This is a genomic window from Methylobacterium fujisawaense (genome assembly GCF_014138435.1).
Lineage (GTDB): Bacteria > Pseudomonadota > Alphaproteobacteria > Rhizobiales > Beijerinckiaceae > Methylobacterium > Methylobacterium fujisawaense.
The window spans coordinates 339848-357277 of record NZ_JACJIM010000003.1 but is presented as its reverse complement, the minus strand read 5'-3'; the positions used below and the strand labels follow the sequence as shown (position 1 = coordinate 357277).

Below are 17430 nucleotides of genomic sequence, written 5' to 3'. Positions count from 1 at the left end.
CGAAGGTGAGTCTCAATTCCGAAGTCCGCGCCCTATTCCTCCGGGGCTCCCCCCGTCAAGGCGCGGGACCGGTTCGGTCAGGCCGCCTCCTCGCGCTTGCCCAGGCGCTTGTCGAGATAGGTGTCCACCGTCTGTGTCAGTTCCTCGACCTTGCCGTCGAAGAAGTGGTTCGCGCCATCGACCATCTGGTGCTCGATGATGACGCCCTTCTGGGTCTTCACCTTCTCGATCACCGGCATGACCTCGCGGGCGGGCGCCACCCGGTCCTCGGAGCCGTGCACGAACAGGCCGGAGGAGGGGCAGGGGGCCAGGAAGGTGAAGTCGTAGCGGTTCGCCATCGCGGCGATGGAGATGAAGCCCTCGATCTCGGGGCGGCGCATCAGGAGCTGCATGCCGATCCACGAGCCGAACGACACGCCGGCGATCCAGCAGGACTTCGCCTCGGGGTTGACCGACTGCACCCAGTCGAGGGCGGCGGCGGCATCCGACAATTCGCCCGAGCCGTGATCGAAGGAACCCTGGCTGCGGCCGACCCCGCGGAAATTGAAACGCAGGGCTGCGAAACCGCGATTGGCGAAGGTGTAAAAAAGGTTGTACACAATTTGATTGTTCATCGTACCCCCGAACTGGGGGTGCGGGTGCAGGATAATGGCGATCGGCGCACCGCGCTTCTTGGGGGCTTGATAACGGCCTTCCAGGCGGCCGGCCGGGCCGGTGAAGATGACTTCGGGCATCGCTCGTCTCTCACTCTCGAGATCGCCCGCCGGGCGATCGGCACGGCGACGCGGCAGCCTTGACTCGTCGCGCGCGCCCCATAAAAGCAGTCTTAGAATGGTTCTAGATGATTAGAACTATTCTAAAGAAGCCGCCTGAAGCTTCGCGCCGGCTGCCACGCCGACCGGATTGGGGCGGCGGGATCTCATTCTCTCGGCGCGCCTTAGCACGGCGAGCCGGTGCGCGGGCAAGGAATTGTGACGCGCCGCAGCAGAGGACTTAACGGAACGCGGATGAGCCGGGGACGCGCCTATCTCGACTACAATGCGACAGCTCCGGTCCGTCCGGCCGTCGCCGAGGCGGTGGCGCGCGCGCTGATGCTCCCCGGTAACCCGTCCTCGATCCACGCGGAGGGTCGGGCCGCCCGGGCCGCTCTTGAAGCGGCCCGCGCCGAAGTCGCGGCCCTGGTGACGGCGCGGCCCGAACAGGTCGTCTTCACCAGCGGCGGCACCGAAGCCGCCAACGCCGCCCTGTCGGGCGCCCTGCGTCGCCGCAGCACGCCAGCTCCGACCCGGCTCCTCTACTCGGCGACGGAGCACCCCTGCGTCGCGGCGGGTCACCGGTTCCCGGAAACGGCCGCGGAGGCGTTGCCGGTCACGGCCGACGGCGTGGTCGACCTCGCCGCCCTGGGGACACGGCTCGCCGCGCTGTCCGACGAGTCCGTGCTCGTCTCAGTCCATGCCGCCAACAACGAGACCGGCGCCGTGCAGCCGCTGGCCGACATCGTCGGGTTGGCTCGCGAGCACGGCCGGACCATGGTCCACAGCGACGCGGTGCAGGCGGCCGGGAAGGTCCCCCTCGACATGGCCGGCCTCGGCCTCGACGCACTGACCCTGTCGGGCCACAAGTTCGCGGCGCCGAAGGGTGTCGGCGCGCTGGTGCTGGCCGACGGGGTCACCCTGGAGACCGCCTTTATGCGGGGTGGCGGGCAGGAGCGCCGGCAGCGCTGCGGCACCGAGTGCCTGCCGGCCATCGTCGGCATGGGCGAGGCCGCGCGGATCGCCCGCGAGTCGCTCGACCGGGAGAGCGCGCGCCTCGGGGCGCTGCGCGACCGGATCGAGGCTGGCATCCGGGCCCTGGCGCCCGACGCGGTGGTGTTCGCCGCCGGGGCCCAGCGCCTGCCCAACACCCTCAGCTTCTCGGTCCCGGGCCTCGATGCGCCCTCGGCCCTGATCGCCCTCGACCTCGCCGGCGTGGCGGTGTCGTCGGGCTCGGCCTGCTCTTCGGGCAAGGTCGCGCGCTCGGCGACGCTCGCCGCGATGGGCGTCGGTCCTGACCTCGCCGGGGGGGCGCTGCGCGTCAGCCTCGGCTGGAACACGGTGGACGAGGAGGTGGCATGCTTCCTCGACGCCTTCGAACGGGCCTTGCAGCCCCTATATAGACGGCGAGGACAGGCGGCCTGAGGGCCGCGCCCCCGCTATCCGACAGACGCTTCCCGGCCCTTGACGCCGGAGATGCCCAGGAGACGCTGATGCCTGCCGTGCAGGAAACCATCGACCGGGTCCGCTCGATCGACCTCGACCAGTACAAGTACGGGTTTGAGACCACCATCGAGATGGAGAAGTCCGCGAAGGGCATCTCCGAGGACGTCGTGCGCTTCATCTCGGCCAAGAAGAACGAGCCCGCGTGGCTGCTGGAGTGGCGCCTCGACGCCTACAAGCGCTGGCTGACCATGAAGGAGCCGGAGTGGGCGCGGGTCTCCTACGACAAGGTCGATTACAACGACATCTACTACTATGCGGCGCCCAAGCGTCCGGCGGCGATGTCGCTCGACGAGATCGATCCTGAGATCCTGAAGACCTACGAGAAGCTCGGCATCCCGCTCCGCGAGGTCGAGGTGCTGGAGGGCATCGCGCCGGAGCGCCGCGTCGCGGTCGACGCCGTGTTCGACTCGGTCTCGGTGGCCACCACCTTCAAGAAGGAGCTGGAGAAGGCCGGCGTGATCTTCATGCCGATCTCCGAGGCCGTGCGCGAGCATCCCGAGCTGGTGAAGAAGTACCTCGGCTCGGTCGTGCCGGTGACCGACAACTTCTTCGCCACGCTCAACTCGGCCGTGTTCTCGGACGGGTCGTTCGTCTACATTCCGCCGGGCGTGCGCTGCCCGATGGAGCTGTCGACCTATTTCCGCATCAACGAGCGCGACACCGGCCAGTTCGAGCGCACGCTGATCATCGCCGACAAGGGCTCCTACGTCTCGTATCTCGAGGGCTGCACCGCCCCGAAGCGCGACGACAACCAGCTCCACGCCGCGGTGGTCGAGCTCGTCGCCCTGGACGATGCCGAGATCAAGTACTCGACGGTCCAGAACTGGTACCCGGGCGACAACGAGGGCAAGGGCGGCATCTACAACTTCGTGACCAAGCGCGGCGATTGCCGTGGCGCCCGCTCGAAGATCTCGTGGACGCAGGTCGAGACCGGCTCGGCGATCACCTGGAAGTATCCGTCCTGCATCCTGCGCGGCGACGATTCCCGCGGCGAGTTTTACTCGATCGCGGTGTCGAACGGCATGCAGCAGGTCGATTCCGGCACCAAGATGATCCATCTCGGCAAGAACACGACGAGCCGGATCATCTCGAAGGGCATCTCGGCGGGCCGGTCGCAGAACACCTACCGGGGGCTCGTCTCGGCCCACAGGAAGGCTTCCAACGCCCGGAACTTCACGAACTGCGACTCCCTGCTGATCGGCGACCAGTGCGGCGCGCACACCGTGCCCTATATCGAGTCGAAGAACGCCTCGGCGGTGTTCGAACACGAGGCGACAACCTCGAAGATCTCCGAGGACCAGAAGTTCTACTGCCAGCAGCGCGGCCTCTCCGAGGAGGAGGCGACCGCACTCATCGTCAACGGCTTCGTCCGGGACGTGCTGCAGCAGCTGCCCATGGAGTTCGCCGTCGAGGCGCAGAAGCTGATCTCGATCAGCCTGGAAGGCTCGGTTGGCTGACCGCCTGGGCGGTTTCGACGACGACGTGCTGCGGGCCGCGCATCGGCACAGCGCGCGGCACGCCGACGAGGTCAGGAGCAGCGTCCTGTGCGGATGCTTCTTCTGCCTCGAGGTTTTCGCGCCGGACGAGATCGCGGGGTGGATCGCCGATGATGGCACCGCCCTCTGTCCCCGGTGCGGCATCGACGCGGTGATCGGCGATCTCTCCGGCTACCCGGCCGGGAACCTCGCGTTCCTGCGGGCGATGCGAGACGAATGGTTATGAAGGACTTGGACTGACATGCTGGAAATCAAGAACCTCGTCGTGCAGATCGAGGACAACCGCATCCTGAACGGCCTGAACCTGACCGTGAACGACGGCGAGGTCGCGGCGATCATGGGGCCGAACGGCTCGGGCAAGTCGACCCTGTCGTACGTCATCGCCGGCAAGGAGGACTACGAGGTCCTCGACGGTGAGATCCTGCTCGACGGGCAGAACGTACTGGAGATGGCCGCCGACGAGCGCGCCGCGGCCGGTATCTTCCTGGCCTTCCAGTACCCGCTGGAGATCCCCGGCGTCGGCACCATGACCTTCCTCAAGGCCTGCCTCAACGCGCAGCGCAAGGCGCGCGGCGAGGCGGAGCTGTCGACCCCCGACTTCATCCGGGCGGTGAACGGCGCCGCCGACAAGCTCGAGATCAACAAGGAGATGCTCAAGCGCGCCCTCAACGTCGGTTTCTCCGGCGGCGAGAAGAAGCGCATGGAGATCCTCCAGATGGCGCTGCTGCAGCCGAAGTTCTGCGTGCTCGACGAGACCGATTCCGGCCTCGACATCGACGCCCTGCGCATCGTGTCCGAGGGCGTGAACGCGCTGCGCGACAAGAACCGCTCGTTCCTGGTCATCACCCACTACCAGCGGCTGCTCAACCACATCGTGCCCGACACCGTGCACGTTATGTCGAAGGGTCAGATCGTGAAGACCGGCGGCAAGGAGCTCGCCCTCGAACTCGAGGCCTCCGGCTACGCCGAGTATCGCACCAACGAGGCGGCCTGAACCATGGCCGGCGTCACCAACCTCCGCTCCCCCGCCGAGGCCGGCCTGTCGAAGCTGTTCGAATCGGCCCGCCAGAGCTTCGCCAGCGAGACGGCGATCGCCCGCGAGGAGGCGTTCCGCTTCTTCGAGGCGACCGGCCTGCCCAGCCGCCGGGTCGAGGCCTTCAAGTACACGGATCTGCGCGCCGCCATCACCGAGGCCGCGCCGCCGGCCGATGCGCCGAGCCTCGAGGTCGCCAAGGCGGCCGTCGCGCAGGCGAAGGGCTTCTCCGGCATCGAGGCCGCGCGCCTGACCTTCGTGAACGGACACCTCATCGGCGAACTGTCGGATCTCGATGCGATCCCCGAGGGTGTCACGGTCGTGCCGATGTCGGAGGCCCTCGCCCAGGGCCATGCCGGTCTGAAGCAGCTCGCCCCGGTCGCACAGGCCCGGGAGAACCCGGTCTACCAGCTCAACACCGCCTTCCTGGCCGATGGCGCGGTGATCACGGTCGCTGCCGGTGCGAAGCCGGTGCGGCCGCTGCATCTCCGCTTCGTGGGCACCGGCGACGCGCCGTTCTCCACGGCGACCCGCGTGCTCGTCCAGCTGGGCGAGGGCGCGGAGTTCAGCCTGCTGGAGAGCCATGAGGGAACGGACGGCCTCACCTGCCAGCCGAACGACGCCCTCGACGTGGTGGTCGGGCCGAAGGCTGCCTTCCGGCACACCCGCCTGAACATCGAGGGCGATGCCACCATCGCGCTCTCGACCCTGTCGTTGAAGGTCGAGGCCGAGGGGCAGGTGGAAACCGTGAACCTCGTGACCGGAGCGGTGCTGTCGCGCCACCAGATCTTCGTCCACATCGCGGGCGAGGACACGAACGTGGTCGTCAACGGCGCGGCCATGCTGCGCAGGGGACAGCTCGCCGACTCGACGCTGCTCGCCGACCATGCCGCCGTGGGCGGTGTCGGCCGCGAGCAGTTCAAGTGGATCATCGACGGTGACGCCACCGGCGTGTTCCAGGGCAAGATCATCGTCCGTCAGGCCGCCCAGAAGACCGACGGCAAGATGAAGTCCGACTGCCTCCTCCTCACGGACGAGGGGCAGATGATGAACAAGCCGGAGCTGGAGATCTTCGCCGACGACGTCGCCTGCGGCCACGGGGCCACCTGCGGTGCGCCGGACGACGATCTGCTGTTTTACCTGATGGCCCGCGGCCTGCCGCGCGCGATCGCCGAGAGCCTGCTCGTGCAGGCCTTCGTGGGCGAGGCGGTGGAAGCGGTCACGCACGAGGGCGCCCGCGCGGCGCTGGTCGGCGAGATCGAGGCCTGGCTGAAGGCACGGGTGTAGCGTCCGCAACCCGCTCCGTCCTGCACGCGATGCGCTCTCCTCCCCCGTGCGGGGAGGAGCCCGAGGTGGGAGCGGCGCCGGTCGAATCTCGGCGGCGCCTCATGACCCGCCCGCACCCTTACCCCTCCCCGCATGGAGGAGGGGGCCCGTCCTCTTCGAAGGGTGGGCGCTCAGTGAGTGAGAAGCGATGAACGCACCCGTCCTCACCCCCGCCTACGACGTCGAGGCGATCCGCAAGGATTTCCCGATCCTAGGCCAGCAGGTCTACGGCAAGAAGCTGGTCTACCTCGACAACGCCGCTTCGGCGCAGAAGCCCCGTCAGGTGATCGACGCGATGGTCTCCTGCATGGAGACCGGCTACGCCAACGTCCACCGCGGCCTGCACTACATGGCGAACGCCGCCACGGAGGGCTTCGAGGGCGCCCGTGAGACCACGCGGCAGTTCCTCAACGCCGCCTCCACGGACGAGATCATCTTCACCCGCAACGCCACCGAGGCCTACAACCTCGTGGCCTCGTCGATGGGCTGGGCCGGCCTGATCGGGGAGGGGGACGAGATCATCCTCTCGATCATGGAACACCACTCCAACATCGTGCCCTGGCACTTCCTGCGCGAGCGCCGGGGCGCCGTGATCAAGTGGGCACCGGTGGACGACCAGGGCAATTTCCTGGTGGAGGAATACGAGAAGCTGTTCTCGCCCCGCACCAAGATGGTGGCGATCACCCACATGTCGAACGTGCTGGGCACGGTGACGCCCGCCGCGGAAATCGTGCGTATCGCCCATGCCCACGGCGTCCCGGTTCTGCTCGACGGCGCACAGAGCGCGGTCCATCAGCCCGTCGACGTGCAGGCGCTCGATTGCGACTTCTTCGTCTTCACCGGCCACAAGGTCTACGGGCCGACCGGAATCGGCGTGCTCTACGGCAAGAAGGAATGGCTGGAGCGCCTGCCGCCCTACCAGGGCGGCGGCGAGATGATCCGGACGGTGAGCGAGGACGCGGTCACCTACAACGAACCGCCGCACAAATTCGAGGCGGGCACCCCGGCCATCATCGAGGCTGTCGGCCTCGGCGCGGCGCTGGAATACATGATGACGCTGGGACGCGACGCGATCGCCGCCCACGAGGCGAAGCTGACGGCTTACGCGCAGGAGCGGCTCGGCGCGATGAACGCCCTGCGCCTGATCGGCACGGCTGCCGGCAAGGGCGGTGTGATCGCCTTCGAGATGAAGGGCGCTCATGCCCACGACATCGCCACGGTCATCGACCGCCAAGGCGTGGCGGTCCGGGCCGGGACCCACTGCGCCATGCCGCTGCTCCAGCGGTTCGGCGTGACCTCGACCTGCCGCGCGTCCTTCGGGCTCTACAACACGACCGCCGAGATCGATGCCCTTGCCGAAGCGCTCGGCAGGGCGGAGATGCTGTTTACCTGATATCTGGATCCGAGGCTGGTCCCGTCCGCGCGGGTCCGGGGAGAGTGAAGCGATGACCACCGACGCCACCATCACGGGGGGCATGAACGCCCCCGCCGTCGAAGGCGATTCCGCGATCCCGCAGGCGGAGCTCGATCGCCTGACCGACGACATCGTCGCGGCCCTGAAGACCGTCTACGATCCCGAGATTCCGGCCGACATCTACGAACTCGGCCTGATCTACAAGGTCGATATCGGCGACGATCGGAAGGTCGCCATCGACATGACGCTGACCGCCCCGGGCTGCCCGGTGGCCGGTGAGATGCCGGGCTGGGTGGAGAACGCGGTGAGCGCCGTGCCGGGCGTCCAGTCCTGTTCGGTGACCATGGTGTTCGATCCGCCGTGGGATCAGAGCCGCATGTCGGACGAGGCGCGCGTCGCCCTCGACATGTGGTAGGGCGGATCCGCGTTCACAGGCTCCTGAACACGCATGGGCGCGTGCCGCGAGGCGCGTGACCGCGCTTGAGTTTCGCTGCTGCGACAAGCGCATAAGCCGAAACCTTGGCGTTGCGAAGGAATGGACGGCACCGGCGGACCTGCGGCGATCTACGTAGCCGTTAAGGTCTCGCTAACCATCGCGGCGCAGAGCGGAGACGGCCGCAGCAACAGCGGCAACTCCCTCAATACGGTTGGTGGAAACGGATGGCTTCGGGCTACGTGGTCGCGGCGTTCCTGGAGGCGGCCGGGCTGGTCGGCCTCGTGATCGCGGTGCTCCGGATACGGACGGAACGCCAGGCGAAGGCCGCCGAATTGCGGAGCTTTCTCCGCTCCGGGCAGATCCCGTCCGCCACCGCCGGAACGCTCCGCCGCGTGGACTTCGCGTCGCACGCGGTCGCCGTCCCGTTCACACCGGGCCGTGGCAGCGGATTGCAGGGCCGCCCTTCGGCAGCCCGCTCGGCGCTCGGACGCGCCATCGTGCGCGGCGGCCCGGCCCTGCCGCCCCGCCTGACCGGTGCCATCAGCGCAGGATGATGTCGAGGCCGCTGCCGAAGAGAACGACGGCGCTGAGCGTCAGCATGAACTTCAGATCTTCCAGGCGCGCGCTCATGATCGATCCTCGTTGTTCGGCTGACGGGCCGCCGCTGCGATGTCCGATCATCATCCAAAGCGTGGGATTCTCGCGAGTCCTTTCAGGTTCCGTTAGGGATTTACCGACGGTTTCTGTTTACTAACGTTACCGCTGCGTTAATTCGGGATCCGCAGGCGGCGGTTCATCTTGGTCCGATCCGATGCGGCGCTACGCACCTGCTGGAAGCAGGAAGGTTCGAGCCATGGCCCCATCACCGCCCACGACCGTCCGGCGGGCGCTCGATTGGCTGTTCCGCGACAGGAACACCGGCGCCATGACGGTGGCCCAGTGGCCCAATCTGCCGCTCTGGCTATTTGCTGGCTTCAGTCTGGCCGCTTGGTCGGCGCAGGAGCACGGGCCGCTCGCATCCTGGCTGTCCCTTGGGGCGGATCTTGCGCTGGCTTGGTGGGCTGCCGATGAGCTGCTGCGCGGCGTGAATCCCTGGCGTCGATTTCTCGGCGGTGCGACGATCCTGGGATTGGCCGCGCTGTTCGCCCTACGCCACGCGGCCTAGGGCGGCATTGCCGCCACCTATAGTTGTATTTTTTGATGATGTTCCAGCGTGGAGGTTGCTTCACGCTGGCCGAATCCGGAGGCACGCCCACCGATCTGCCTCTACGCGCCAGCCATTCGGCCTTAAGTCGCAGCCCTCTTCCGAGGTAGAGCCATAACGGTAGGTTGCACCCGCCGCGAGAGTGTGAATGGTAGAGCCGCGCCGCGCGAACGGCGCGTGTGTGGGACCCCGTGCATTCGCGCTCGGCTGAAGGATTGGTTTCGAAGAGATCATGACGGACGCGGGCGGATTCGATCTCGACGGCGCGGCCCAGTCGGCTCGTGAGCGGGACAAGCTGCTTCGAGACATCGCCCGCATGTTGAACGTTCCGGAATCCACATTCCGGAGGCCGCCAGCCTCCGGGGGAACCCGCGGCCCGAGCGCCGCGGAATGTGCCGCGCTGCTGACGGCCTTCTCGCGCATCGAAGATCCGGATCTCCGGAAGGAGTGCGTGGCGCTGGCGGAGCGCTACGGCCGCACCTAAGGGACGCGGCGTCCTCGCGGTGCGGTGGCACACACGGGGTCTGTCAGAACCGTGATTGCCGCGTGCTATAGGGGCGCCCGCTACCGAAGACGGTCCGATCGGTCGGCCCACCGCGTTTCCGGTGCCGGCCTCATGGCTGCCGGCACCGCGCATGCCCCAGCTCGTTCCAGGCCCCGATGCCGATCATCTCCATCTCGAAGCTGTCGAAGACCTACACGTCCGGCTTCACCGCCCTGCGCGACATCGACCTCGCCATCGAGCGGGGGGAGATCTTCGCGTTGCTGGGTCCGAACGGTGCCGGCAAGTCGACGCTCATCAACATCGTCTGCGGCATCGTCACCGCCAGTTCGGGAAGCGTTCTGGTCGACGGCCACGACATCGTGGCGGATTACCGCGCCGCACGCCGGGCGATCGGCCTCGTGCCGCAGGAACTGACCACCGACGCCTTCGAGACGGTGCTGAACACCGTGAGCTTCTCCCGCGGCCTGTTCGGGATGAAGCCCGATGCCGGGCATATCGAGCGGATCCTGCGGGCGCTGTCCCTATGGGACAAGCGCGACAGCCGGCTGATGACCCTGTCGGGCGGGATGAAGCGGCGCGTGCTCATCGCCAAGGCGCTGTCGCACGAGCCCCGGGTGCTGTTCCTCGACGAGCCCACCGCAGGCGTCGACGTGGAGCTGCGCCAGGATATGTGGCGCCTCGTGCGCGACCTGCGCCAGCAGGGCGTCACCGTCATTCTCACCACCCACTACATCGAAGAGGCCGAGGAAATGGCCGACCGCATCGGCGTCATCCGCCGGGGCGAGATCATCCTGGTCGAGGAGAAGGCCGCGCTGATGCACAAGCTCGGGCGCAAGCGGCTGACCCTGCATCTCCAGCAGCCGATCACCGCGGTGCCGCCGGAACTCGCCGATTACGGCCTGGCGCTCTCGGGGGAGGGCAGCGAGCTGGTCTATACCTATGACACCCGCGCCGAGCGGACCGGCATCACCGGGCTTCTCACCGGCCTGGCGGCGGCGGGCATCCGCTTCAAGGACCTTCACACCGAACAGAGTTCGCTGGAGGACATCTTCGTGGGCCTCGTGCGCGAGGAGAGGGCACAGGCATGAGCGCGGCGTTCACCCTGAACTGGCCGGCGGTCCGGGCCATCTACCGGTTCGAGATGGGCCGCTTCTGGCGCACCGCCGGGCAGAGCATCCTGGCTCCGGTCATCTCGACCACCCTGTACTTCGTGGTGTTCGGCGCCGCGATCGGCTCCCGGGTCTCGGCGGTCGACGGCGTGCCCTACGGGCTGTTCATCGTGCCCGGCCTGATCATGCTCTCGCTGCTCACGCAGAGCATCTCGAACGCCTCCTTCGGCATCTACTTCCCGCGCTTCGCCGGTACGATCTACGAGATCCTGTCGGCGCCGATCTCGCCGCTCGAGGTGGTGCTGGGCTTCGTCGGCGCGGCGGCCTCCAAATCGATCCTGATCGGGCTGATCATCCTGGCGACGTCGGCCCTGTTCGTACCACTGCGAATCGATCACCCGCTCTGGATGCTCGGCTTCCTGCTCCTCACCGCGGTGACCTTCAGCCTGTTCGGCTTCGTCATCGGCCTGTGGGCGGACGGCTTCGAGAAGCTGCAGCTGGTGCCGCTCCTCGTCGTGACCCCGCTCACCTTCCTGGGCGGCAGCTTCTACGCGATCTCCATGCTGCCGCCCTTCTGGCACGCGGTGAGCCTGCTCAACCCGGTCGTGTACCTGATCAGCGGTTTCCGCTGGGCGTTCTTCGGCAAGGCGGACGTGAACATCGCGATCAGCCTCGGCATGACCGCTCTGTTCCTGGTGATCTGCCTCGGCCTCGTCACCTACATCTTCCGGACGGGCTACCGGCTGAAGAGCTGAGGCTTCAGGGCTGCGCGGCCAGGAAGGCCAGCACCCCGTCCCGGTGCGGCTTGGCACCGACCGCGGTGGAGTGGTCCTTGCCCTCGATCTCGAGGGCCCGGGCGTCCGGGATCAGGGCGGCGAGCCCGGGGCCGGAGCCCGCGACCGTATCGAGGGTCCCGACCGAGACCAGAACCGGGACCTCGATCTGCGCGAGTTCCCCCCGGCTCAGCGTCTGACGTGAGCCGCGCATGCACGCGGCCAGCGCCCGCAGGTCGCTGCGGGTCTGCTCGGCGAAGGTGCGGAAGGCTGCGGCCGTCGGGTTGGGCGCCGGCGTCCCGGCGGGCGCCTCCAGGGCCTCGGCGATCCCCGAGGGCAAACCCTTGCCTTCGATGAGGTGCATTCCGAGGCCGCCGATCAGGGCCGAGCGAACCCGGTCCGCATGGTCCAGGGCAATATGGGCGGTGATCCGCCCGCCCATCGAGTAGCCCATGACGTGAGCGCGCTCGATGCCGAGATGGTCGAGAAGCCGGATCGCGTCGTTGGCCATCGCGTCGGAGCTGTAGGCGGCCGGATCGTAGAGCTTCTCGCTCTCGCCGTGACCGCGGTTGTCGAGCGCGATCGCGCGGTAGCCGGCCTGGGTCAGGGCGCGCACCCACTGGGTGTTGACCCAATTGACCGCATGGTTCGACGCGAAACCATGGATCAGAAGGATCGGCTTCCCGGCCCCGTCCGCGGGCGGGACGTCGATATAGGCGATCCGCACGCCGTCGGAATTGAAGGACTCCATGCCGCGCAACCCGTGTTCATCAAGCTCGGCCACGGCTTAGACCACCGGAGCGCGCCGGAGCAACGTGGATCGATCCGCTTGCGGCTCGGGGCGCCGGCTGGCAAACCGCCCCGGTCATGACCGACATCCAGCCCTACGGCACCTATGAACCGTCCGGTCTCGTCGCGGCGATCACCCGCCGCACGAACCGGATCCCGGCCGAATCCTGGTACGGGCGGCGCCTCGCGCTGTTCCTGCGCCGGATCGCCATCGCGCGGCTCGGGGGCAAGCCCCTCGACGTGACCCGCTACGGCGCGCGGATGCGGCTGCACCCCTACAACAACAACTGCGAGAAGAAGGTGCTCTTCACCCCGCAGTTCTTCGATCCGGAGGAGCGCGCGCTGCTCCAGAAGCACCTGCCGAGGGACTGCGTGTTCCTCGACATCGGAGCCAATGTCGGCGCCTACGCCCTGTGCGTGGCGGCCTTCTCGGGCCCGGGGGCGCGGATCGTCGCGGTCGAGCCCCAGCCCGACGTGTTCGACCGCCTGACCTACAACATCGCCCAGAACCCGTTCCACACCGTGAAGGCGGTCGCCTGCGCGGTGGCCGACAAGGCAGGCGAGCTGACCCTGTTCATCGATCCGCGCAACCGCGGCGAGTCGAGCCTGCGCATCGTCGGCACCAACGAGGGTGCGCGGATCACCGTCCCGGCGGTGACGCTCCTCGATCTCCTGCGGAGCGAGGGCCTGACCCGGGTCGATGCCGTCAAGCTCGACGTCGAGGGCGCCGAAGACCTCATCCTGGAGCCGTTCCTGCGCGAGGCGCCGGACGCGCTCCTGCCGCGGATCCTGTTGATCGAGAACGGCACCGGGCAGTGGCAGCTCGACCTGCTGCAGCATCTGGCGCGCTACGGCTATCGCGAGATCGCCCGCTCCCGGCTGAACCTGATGTTCGAGCGCAGCACCGTCAGGGCGGCGTGACCACCGGAATCTCCCCGGCGAGGACGACGCCCTCCGGCCCGACGGCGCATCGGTAGGCCCGGACCGCCACACCCGCCGCTCGCGCCTCCCGGAACGCCCGGTCGAAGGTGGGGTCGATGTCCCGGGCGACGTCGAACGCCTCGGCCTTCATCTGCACGACGATGACCACCAGCGCCCGGCCCCCCTCGGCCACGACCTGAGCCAGGTCGCGCATGTGCCGGGCGCTGCGGGCGGCTTTGCAATCGGGGAATTCCGCGAGGCCCGCCCGACGCATCATGTGGCAGTTCTTCACCTCGACGTGGCAGGGGCCGGCCACCGCGCCGCTCGCCAGAAAATCGACCCGGCTGGCCTCGGCATAGCGGACCTCCGGCTTCAGCGTATCGTGGCCGGCGAGCGCCGTGATCGCGCCGGCGCGAAAGGCCTCGGCCACGAGGGCGTTCGGGCGCAGGGTGTTGATGCCGACCCATTGCAGCCCCCCGGGCAGGTCGGCCTCCACCAGCTCCCAGGTCAGCGGCAGCTTGCGTGCCGGATTGGTCGAGCGCGACAGCAGCACCCGGGCGCCGGGCGTGTTCAGCCCGAGCATCGCTCCGGGATTGGGACAGTGCACCGTGACCCGTCCCTCATCGGTATCGATGTCGGCCAGGAAGCGCTTGTAGCGTTGCACGAGCCGTCCCGGCACGAGCGGCGCGGCGAACTGCATCGGGTCCTCGGGGTTCACGTAGTCGCGGGCAGCGGTTGCGCTATCTGCCTGCAGGCCCAGCCCGACGCCAGAGTTCCATGACCCAGCCTTCCGAATCCGTCACCGCCGCGATCCTCGTCATCGGCGATGAGATCCTCTCGGGTCGCACCAAGGACAAGAACATCGGCACGATTGCCGACTTCCTCACCGCCGCCGGCATCGACCTGCGCGAGGTGCGGATCGTGCCCGACGAGGCCTCCATGATCGTCGAGGCGGTCAACGCCCTGCGTGCCCGCTACACCTATCTGTTCACCACCGGCGGGATCGGCCCGACCCACGACGACATCACCGCCGATTGCGTGGCCGAGGCCTTCGGGGTCGGCATCGATGTCGATGAGCGGGCGCGTGCGATGCTGCTGGAGCGGCACAAGCCCGAGGACCTGAACGCGGCGCGCCTGCGCATGGCGCGGATTCCGTTCGGAGCCGACCTGATCGCCAACCCGGTCTCGAAGGCGCCGGGCTTCCGCCTCGGCAATGTCCACGTGATGGCCGGCGTGCCCAGCATCATGCAGGCCATGCTGGATTCGATCGCCCCGACGCTGACAGGCGGCGCCGCGATGCTGTCCGAAACGATCGAGGCGGCCGGCCTCCCGGAGGGCAACTACGCGGGCGACCTCGGCGAGATTGCCAAGGCGCGGCCGGCCGTCTCCATCGGCTCGTATCCCGCGATGACTCCGGACGGTTTTCGCAACCGGATCGTCGTGCGCAGCCGGGACGCGCAGGCGCTCGCGGAGGCACGGAGCGCGGTCGAGGCGCTGGTGGCGCGTCTCTCGGCCTGACGGACTATCCTGCATCCGATCGGATCGAGTTGCGTTGCGGAGCTGGGCGGATGGTTCGGGACAAGAATAAGCGCGGCGATCCGGAGGCTCGCCGCGACGCGTTGCTGAAGGAGGTCTCCGAGATCGTCCGGCCCGATGCCTACGTCCTGCACGAGGTCATCCGGCTCGGCGGCGACGAGGAGCTGCGGCGCCACGGCCTCGCCCTGTTCCTCTCGGCCTTCGCCGCCGGCCTGAGCATCGCCCTGTCCCTGATCGTGCCGGGGGTCCTGCGGAGCCACCTGCCCGAGACCGATTGGGCCAAGATTGTGAGTTCGATGGGCTATGCGGTGGGATTTCTGGTCGTCGTCCTCGGGCGCCAGCAGCTCTTCACCGAGAACACGATCACGCCGATCCTGCCGCTGCTGCACGACCGCTCGGTGAAGACGGGCCTCCGGGTCATCCGGCTCTGGACCATCGTGCTGTCGGGCAACATCCTGGGAACGCTGGCGATCGCGACGCTGCTCGCCCATTCGGGCGCCTTCGAGCCGCCGGTCCTCAAGGCCTTCGCGGAGATCAGCCACGATGCCATCGCGCACGGCTTCTGGGCGACGTTCATCAAGGCGGTCTTCGCCGGCTGGATGATCGCCCTGATGGTCTGGTTCCTCCCCGCCACGGCCAGCGCGGCGCCGTTCGTGATCCTGCTGATGACGTGGCTGGTGGCGCTCTGCAGCCTCGCCCACATCGTCGCCGGCTCCGTGGAGGCCTTCTACCTGGTCGTTACGGGGGCGGCCTCAATGGGCGATTACGGGCTGAAGTTCTTCCTCCCCACGCTCCTCGGCAACACCTTCGGCGGCGTGGCGCTGGTGGCGGTGCTGAATTACGGGCAGGTCGCTCCGGAGGTGGAGGAGACCAAGGCCGTCGAGGGCGAGCGGACGGATTAGACCCGGACGCCCGGTCCAGAACTGGTCCTGCCACCGCGCGGATCGAGCGCGGTCCGACCCGAAGCGGCCCTCAGCCGATGCGGCCTCGGCCGGACGGCTGGCGCCGACCGAGACGACGACCGCCGTCGCCGTGCAGAGGCCTCGCAGTTCCCGAAACGAAAAAAGCCGCCCGAAGGCGGCTTCTCATTGCGGCGATGCGGGCGCGATCAGGACCGCATGCGGGTCCGGACCTCGCCGAGGCTCGCACGGATCAGGCCCTGCGCCGCCTCGCCCTGCATCCGCTCGCGCAGGATGGTCTCCGATACCTTCACCGCAGCCTCCGCGGCAGCGGCGCGGACCTGGGCCTCGGCCTGCGCCTCGGCCTGGGCGATCTTCGTCTCGGCAGCCTTGGTGCGGCGAGCGAGGAAGTCATCGAGCTTGCGGTGACCCTCCTCGGCGGCGCGCGCGGCCTCCTCGCGGGCACCGGCGACGATCGACTCGGCCTCCTTCTCGGCCTCGGCGCGGCGACGCTTGTAGTCGGCGAGTACGGCGGCCGCTTCCTCGCGCAGGCGCCTGGCCTCGTCGAGTTCGTGGCGGACGCGGTTGGCGCGGCCGTCCAGACCCTTGGTCATCGTCGAGAAGGCACCGGCCTTCCAGGCGATGCCCATGAAGATGACGAAGGCGACGGCGACCCAGAATTCGGCTTCGAGCAGCATCGTGGGATCCCGTTCAGTGTGCGGTGGCGTCGAGGGCGCGGTCGAGGGTGGCCCGGTCGGGGGCCTGACCCGTCAGACGCTCGACGATCGCCGAAGCGGCCTCGCCCGCGATGGAGCGGACGTTGCCCATGGCGGCTTCGGTCCGCGTGCGGATCGTCGCCTCGGCAGCGACGAGCTTGGCGTTCAGCTCCGCCTCCAGCGCCTTGCGCTTGGTCTCGGCCTCGGCGGCCAGCGTGTTCCGGGTGGTCTGCGCGATGTCGCGCGCCTTGCCCTGGGCATCCCGGAGGCCGGTCTCGAAGGCCACGCCGGCGGCATCCGCCTCGGCCTTCATCGCCTGCGCCTGGTCCAGGTCGGCACGCAGGCGCTCGGCGCGGGCGTGCAGGATCGACTGGATCCGCGGCAGCGCGATCTTGTCCATCAGGTAGTAGAGGAGCCCGAAGGCCAGGGCGAGCCAGATCAGCTGCGCCAGGAAGCCCGACGTCTCGAAGGGCGGGAAGGCGCCCGAATGCGCTTCCGTATGCTCGACATGGCCCGGCACGAGCTTCGTGTCGGCGCCCGGGGGCGGCGTGGTGAGGGGATTGGGCTGCGCCATGAGACCGCTACACTGACACCGTTCGGTGAGGCCACCGCCGGCGCGGTGACGGACGAAGGAGGACGCCCCGTCGCGGGAGCGTCCACCCGTTCATCGGGCCGGAGCCCGGGAGGAGACCGCGGGGACCGCGGCCTCCGGGGCGCCGATCAGACGGCGAAGAGCAGCAGCAGGGCGATCAGCAGCGAGAAGATGCCGAGCGCCTCGGTGAGGGCGAAGCCCAGGAGCAGGGTGGCGCGCTGGCCGTCGGCCGCAGACGGGTTGCGAAGGGCGCCGGCGAGGAACTGACCGAACAGGTTGCCGAGGCCGATGCCCGCACCCGCCATGCCGAGGCAAGCGAGGCCGGCGCCGATGTACTTCGCAGCGACGGGATCCATGGTAACTCCTGAGGTCTCTTCAGATCGAAACGTGCAGTGACGTTTGCGGCGGGTGGAGCCGGCCAGG

Annotated in this window: 21 protein-coding genes; 15 read left to right on the top strand and 6 right to left on the bottom strand. The window is 68.3% G+C overall.

Features of this window, described 5'->3' with window-relative positions; genetic code table 11:
* Positions 1-77: 77 nt before the first annotated feature.
* Positions 78-734: an alpha/beta hydrolase gene (locus GGQ91_RS10760; RefSeq protein ID WP_043351944.1), complete on the bottom strand. Its 657-nt coding sequence runs from the start codon at positions 732-734 to the stop codon at positions 78-80.
* 273 nt (positions 735-1007) lie between these two features.
* Between GGQ91_RS10760 and GGQ91_RS10755 the strand changes: the two genes are divergently transcribed.
* The 12 genes from GGQ91_RS10755 to GGQ91_RS10700 all read left to right on the top strand — a co-directional run bounded on the left by GGQ91_RS10755 (position 1008) and on the right by GGQ91_RS10700 (position 11536).
* Complete coding sequence (locus GGQ91_RS10755; protein WP_043755812.1) at positions 1008-2177, top strand: cysteine desulfurase family protein; 1170 nt, start codon at positions 1008-1010, stop codon at positions 2175-2177.
* Between the two features lie 68 nt (positions 2178-2245).
* Positions 2246-3715: a Fe-S cluster assembly protein SufB gene (gene sufB / locus GGQ91_RS10750; protein ID WP_043351940.1), complete on the top strand. Its 1470-nt coding sequence runs from the start codon at positions 2246-2248 to the stop codon at positions 3713-3715.
* The gene (locus tag GGQ91_RS10745) at positions 3708-3980 is read left to right on the top strand and encodes a cytoplasmic protein (protein WP_246410645.1); all 273 of its coding nucleotides are present in this window, start codon (positions 3708-3710) and stop codon (positions 3978-3980) included. The genes sufB and GGQ91_RS10745 overlap by 8 nt, the downstream gene beginning before the upstream one ends.
* A 15-nt stretch (positions 3981-3995) precedes the next feature.
* The gene (sufC, locus tag GGQ91_RS10740) at positions 3996-4748 is read left to right on the top strand and encodes a Fe-S cluster assembly ATPase SufC (protein WP_043351937.1); all 753 of its coding nucleotides are present in this window, start codon (positions 3996-3998) and stop codon (positions 4746-4748) included.
* A gap of 3 nt (positions 4749-4751) precedes the next feature.
* Positions 4752-6074: a SufB/SufD family protein gene (locus tag GGQ91_RS10735; protein ID WP_043351935.1), complete on the top strand. Its 1323-nt coding sequence runs from the start codon at positions 4752-4754 to the stop codon at positions 6072-6074.
* 187 nt (positions 6075-6261) lie between these two features.
* Positions 6262-7506, top strand: coding sequence for a cysteine desulfurase (locus GGQ91_RS10730; protein ID WP_053609949.1), 1245 nt, complete (start codon positions 6262-6264; stop codon positions 7504-7506).
* Positions 7507-7558: 52 nt separating this feature from the next.
* Complete coding sequence (locus GGQ91_RS10725; RefSeq protein ID WP_043351932.1) at positions 7559-7942, top strand: SUF system Fe-S cluster assembly protein; 384 nt, start codon at positions 7559-7561, stop codon at positions 7940-7942.
* Positions 7943-8187: 245 nt separating this feature from the next.
* Positions 8188-8517, top strand: a complete 330-nt coding sequence (locus GGQ91_RS10720; protein ID WP_053609948.1) for a hypothetical protein — start codon at positions 8188-8190, stop codon at positions 8515-8517.
* A 299-nt stretch (positions 8518-8816) separates the two neighbouring features.
* A complete protein-coding gene (locus GGQ91_RS10715; RefSeq protein ID WP_053609947.1) occupies positions 8817-9128 on the top strand; it encodes a hypothetical protein in 312 nt (103 codons plus the stop codon).
* Between the two features lie 271 nt (positions 9129-9399).
* On the top strand, positions 9400-9651 hold the full coding sequence (locus GGQ91_RS10710; RefSeq protein ID WP_043351927.1) for a beta/alpha barrel domain-containing protein: 252 nt from the start codon (positions 9400-9402) through the stop codon (positions 9649-9651).
* A 176-nt stretch (positions 9652-9827) separates the two neighbouring features.
* Complete coding sequence (locus GGQ91_RS10705; RefSeq protein WP_043351926.1) at positions 9828-10760, top strand: ABC transporter ATP-binding protein; 933 nt, start codon at positions 9828-9830, stop codon at positions 10758-10760.
* Complete coding sequence (locus tag GGQ91_RS10700; RefSeq protein WP_043351924.1) at positions 10757-11536, top strand: ABC transporter permease; 780 nt, start codon at positions 10757-10759, stop codon at positions 11534-11536. Before GGQ91_RS10705 ends, GGQ91_RS10700 begins: the two co-directional genes overlap by 4 nt.
* A 4-nt stretch (positions 11537-11540) precedes the next feature.
* On the opposite strand, the gene GGQ91_RS10695 is transcribed toward GGQ91_RS10700, so the two are convergent.
* A complete protein-coding gene (locus GGQ91_RS10695) occupies positions 11541-12305 on the bottom strand; it encodes an alpha/beta fold hydrolase (protein WP_043351922.1) in 765 nt (254 codons plus the stop codon).
* 116 nt (positions 12306-12421) lie between these two features.
* Here GGQ91_RS10695 and GGQ91_RS10690 point away from each other — a divergent pair, with 116 nt between their 5' ends.
* Positions 12422-13264, top strand: coding sequence for an FkbM family methyltransferase (locus tag GGQ91_RS10690; protein WP_043351921.1), 843 nt, complete (start codon positions 12422-12424; stop codon positions 13262-13264).
* Here the strand turns inward: GGQ91_RS10690 and sfsA are convergent.
* Positions 13251-13964 carry a DNA/RNA nuclease SfsA gene (sfsA, locus tag GGQ91_RS10685; RefSeq protein WP_043351919.1) on the bottom strand — a complete coding sequence of 238 codons (714 nt, stop codon included), beginning with the start codon at positions 13962-13964 and terminating at the stop codon, positions 13251-13253. The two genes, GGQ91_RS10690 and sfsA, sit on opposite strands and share 14 nt — an antisense overlap.
* 77 nt (positions 13965-14041) lie before the next feature.
* Between sfsA and GGQ91_RS10680 the strand changes: the two genes are divergently transcribed.
* On the top strand, positions 14042-14782 hold the full coding sequence (locus tag GGQ91_RS10680; RefSeq protein ID WP_182591935.1) for a competence/damage-inducible protein A: 741 nt from the start codon (positions 14042-14044) through the stop codon (positions 14780-14782).
* Positions 14783-14832: 50 nt separating this feature from the next.
* Entirely contained in the window at positions 14833-15702 is an 870-nt protein-coding gene (locus GGQ91_RS10675; RefSeq protein WP_179698273.1) for a formate/nitrite transporter family protein, read from the top strand.
* Positions 15703-15908: 206 nt separating this feature from the next.
* Here the strand turns inward: GGQ91_RS10675 and GGQ91_RS10670 are convergent, their stop codons facing one another.
* The 3 genes from GGQ91_RS10670 to GGQ91_RS10660 all read right to left on the bottom strand — a co-directional run bounded on the left by GGQ91_RS10670 (position 15909) and on the right by GGQ91_RS10660 (position 17363).
* Complete coding sequence (locus GGQ91_RS10670) at positions 15909-16394, bottom strand: F0F1 ATP synthase subunit B family protein (protein ID WP_182592133.1); 486 nt, start codon at positions 16392-16394, stop codon at positions 15909-15911.
* A 16-nt stretch (positions 16395-16410) separates the two neighbouring features.
* On the bottom strand, positions 16411-16989 hold the full coding sequence (locus tag GGQ91_RS10665; protein WP_043383811.1) for a F0F1 ATP synthase subunit B family protein: 579 nt from the start codon (positions 16987-16989) through the stop codon (positions 16411-16413).
* A 146-nt stretch (positions 16990-17135) separates the two neighbouring features.
* Positions 17136-17363, bottom strand: coding sequence for a F0F1 ATP synthase subunit C (locus GGQ91_RS10660; protein WP_007566773.1), 228 nt, complete (start codon positions 17361-17363; stop codon positions 17136-17138).
* Positions 17364-17430 lie beyond the last annotated feature (67 nt).

What these genes read in the sequence shown, in the direction of transcription:
- GGQ91_RS10760 (WP_043351944.1), bottom strand. Translation starts at nt 734, where the DNA reads ATGCCCGAAGTCATCTTCACCGGCCCGGCCGGCCGCCTGGAAGGCCGT.
- GGQ91_RS10755 (WP_043755812.1), top strand. Translation starts at nt 1,008, where the DNA reads ATGAGCCGGGGACGCGCCTATCTCGACTACAATGCGACAGCTCCGGTC.
- sufB (WP_043351940.1), top strand. Translation starts at nt 2,246, where the DNA reads ATGCCTGCCGTGCAGGAAACCATCGACCGGGTCCGCTCGATCGACCTC.
- sufC (WP_043351937.1), top strand. Translation starts at nt 3,996, where the DNA reads ATGCTGGAAATCAAGAACCTCGTCGTGCAGATCGAGGACAACCGCATC.
- GGQ91_RS10735 (WP_043351935.1), top strand. Translation starts at nt 4,752, where the DNA reads ATGGCCGGCGTCACCAACCTCCGCTCCCCCGCCGAGGCCGGCCTGTCG.
- GGQ91_RS10730 (WP_053609949.1), top strand. Translation starts at nt 6,262, where the DNA reads ATGAACGCACCCGTCCTCACCCCCGCCTACGACGTCGAGGCGATCCGC.
- GGQ91_RS10725 (WP_043351932.1), top strand. Translation starts at nt 7,559, where the DNA reads ATGACCACCGACGCCACCATCACGGGGGGCATGAACGCCCCCGCCGTC.
- GGQ91_RS10720 (WP_053609948.1), top strand. Translation starts at nt 8,188, where the DNA reads ATGGCTTCGGGCTACGTGGTCGCGGCGTTCCTGGAGGCGGCCGGGCTG.
- GGQ91_RS10715 (WP_053609947.1), top strand. Translation starts at nt 8,817, where the DNA reads ATGGCCCCATCACCGCCCACGACCGTCCGGCGGGCGCTCGATTGGCTG.
- GGQ91_RS10710 (WP_043351927.1), top strand. Translation starts at nt 9,400, where the DNA reads ATGACGGACGCGGGCGGATTCGATCTCGACGGCGCGGCCCAGTCGGCT.
- GGQ91_RS10705 (WP_043351926.1), top strand. Translation starts at nt 9,828, where the DNA reads ATGCCGATCATCTCCATCTCGAAGCTGTCGAAGACCTACACGTCCGGC.
- GGQ91_RS10700 (WP_043351924.1), top strand. Translation starts at nt 10,757, where the DNA reads ATGAGCGCGGCGTTCACCCTGAACTGGCCGGCGGTCCGGGCCATCTAC.
- GGQ91_RS10695 (WP_043351922.1), bottom strand. Translation starts at nt 12,305, where the DNA reads ATGGAGTCCTTCAATTCCGACGGCGTGCGGATCGCCTATATCGACGTC.
- GGQ91_RS10690 (WP_043351921.1), top strand. Translation starts at nt 12,422, where the DNA reads ATGACCGACATCCAGCCCTACGGCACCTATGAACCGTCCGGTCTCGTC.
- sfsA (WP_043351919.1), bottom strand. Translation starts at nt 13,964, where the DNA reads ATGCAGTTCGCCGCGCCGCTCGTGCCGGGACGGCTCGTGCAACGCTAC.
- GGQ91_RS10680 (WP_182591935.1), top strand. Translation starts at nt 14,042, where the DNA reads ATGACCCAGCCTTCCGAATCCGTCACCGCCGCGATCCTCGTCATCGGC.
- GGQ91_RS10675 (WP_179698273.1), top strand. Translation starts at nt 14,833, where the DNA reads ATGGTTCGGGACAAGAATAAGCGCGGCGATCCGGAGGCTCGCCGCGAC.
- GGQ91_RS10665 (WP_043383811.1), bottom strand. Translation starts at nt 16,989, where the DNA reads ATGGCGCAGCCCAATCCCCTCACCACGCCGCCCCCGGGCGCCGACACG.
- GGQ91_RS10660 (WP_007566773.1), bottom strand. Translation starts at nt 17,363, where the DNA reads ATGGATCCCGTCGCTGCGAAGTACATCGGCGCCGGCCTCGCTTGCCTC.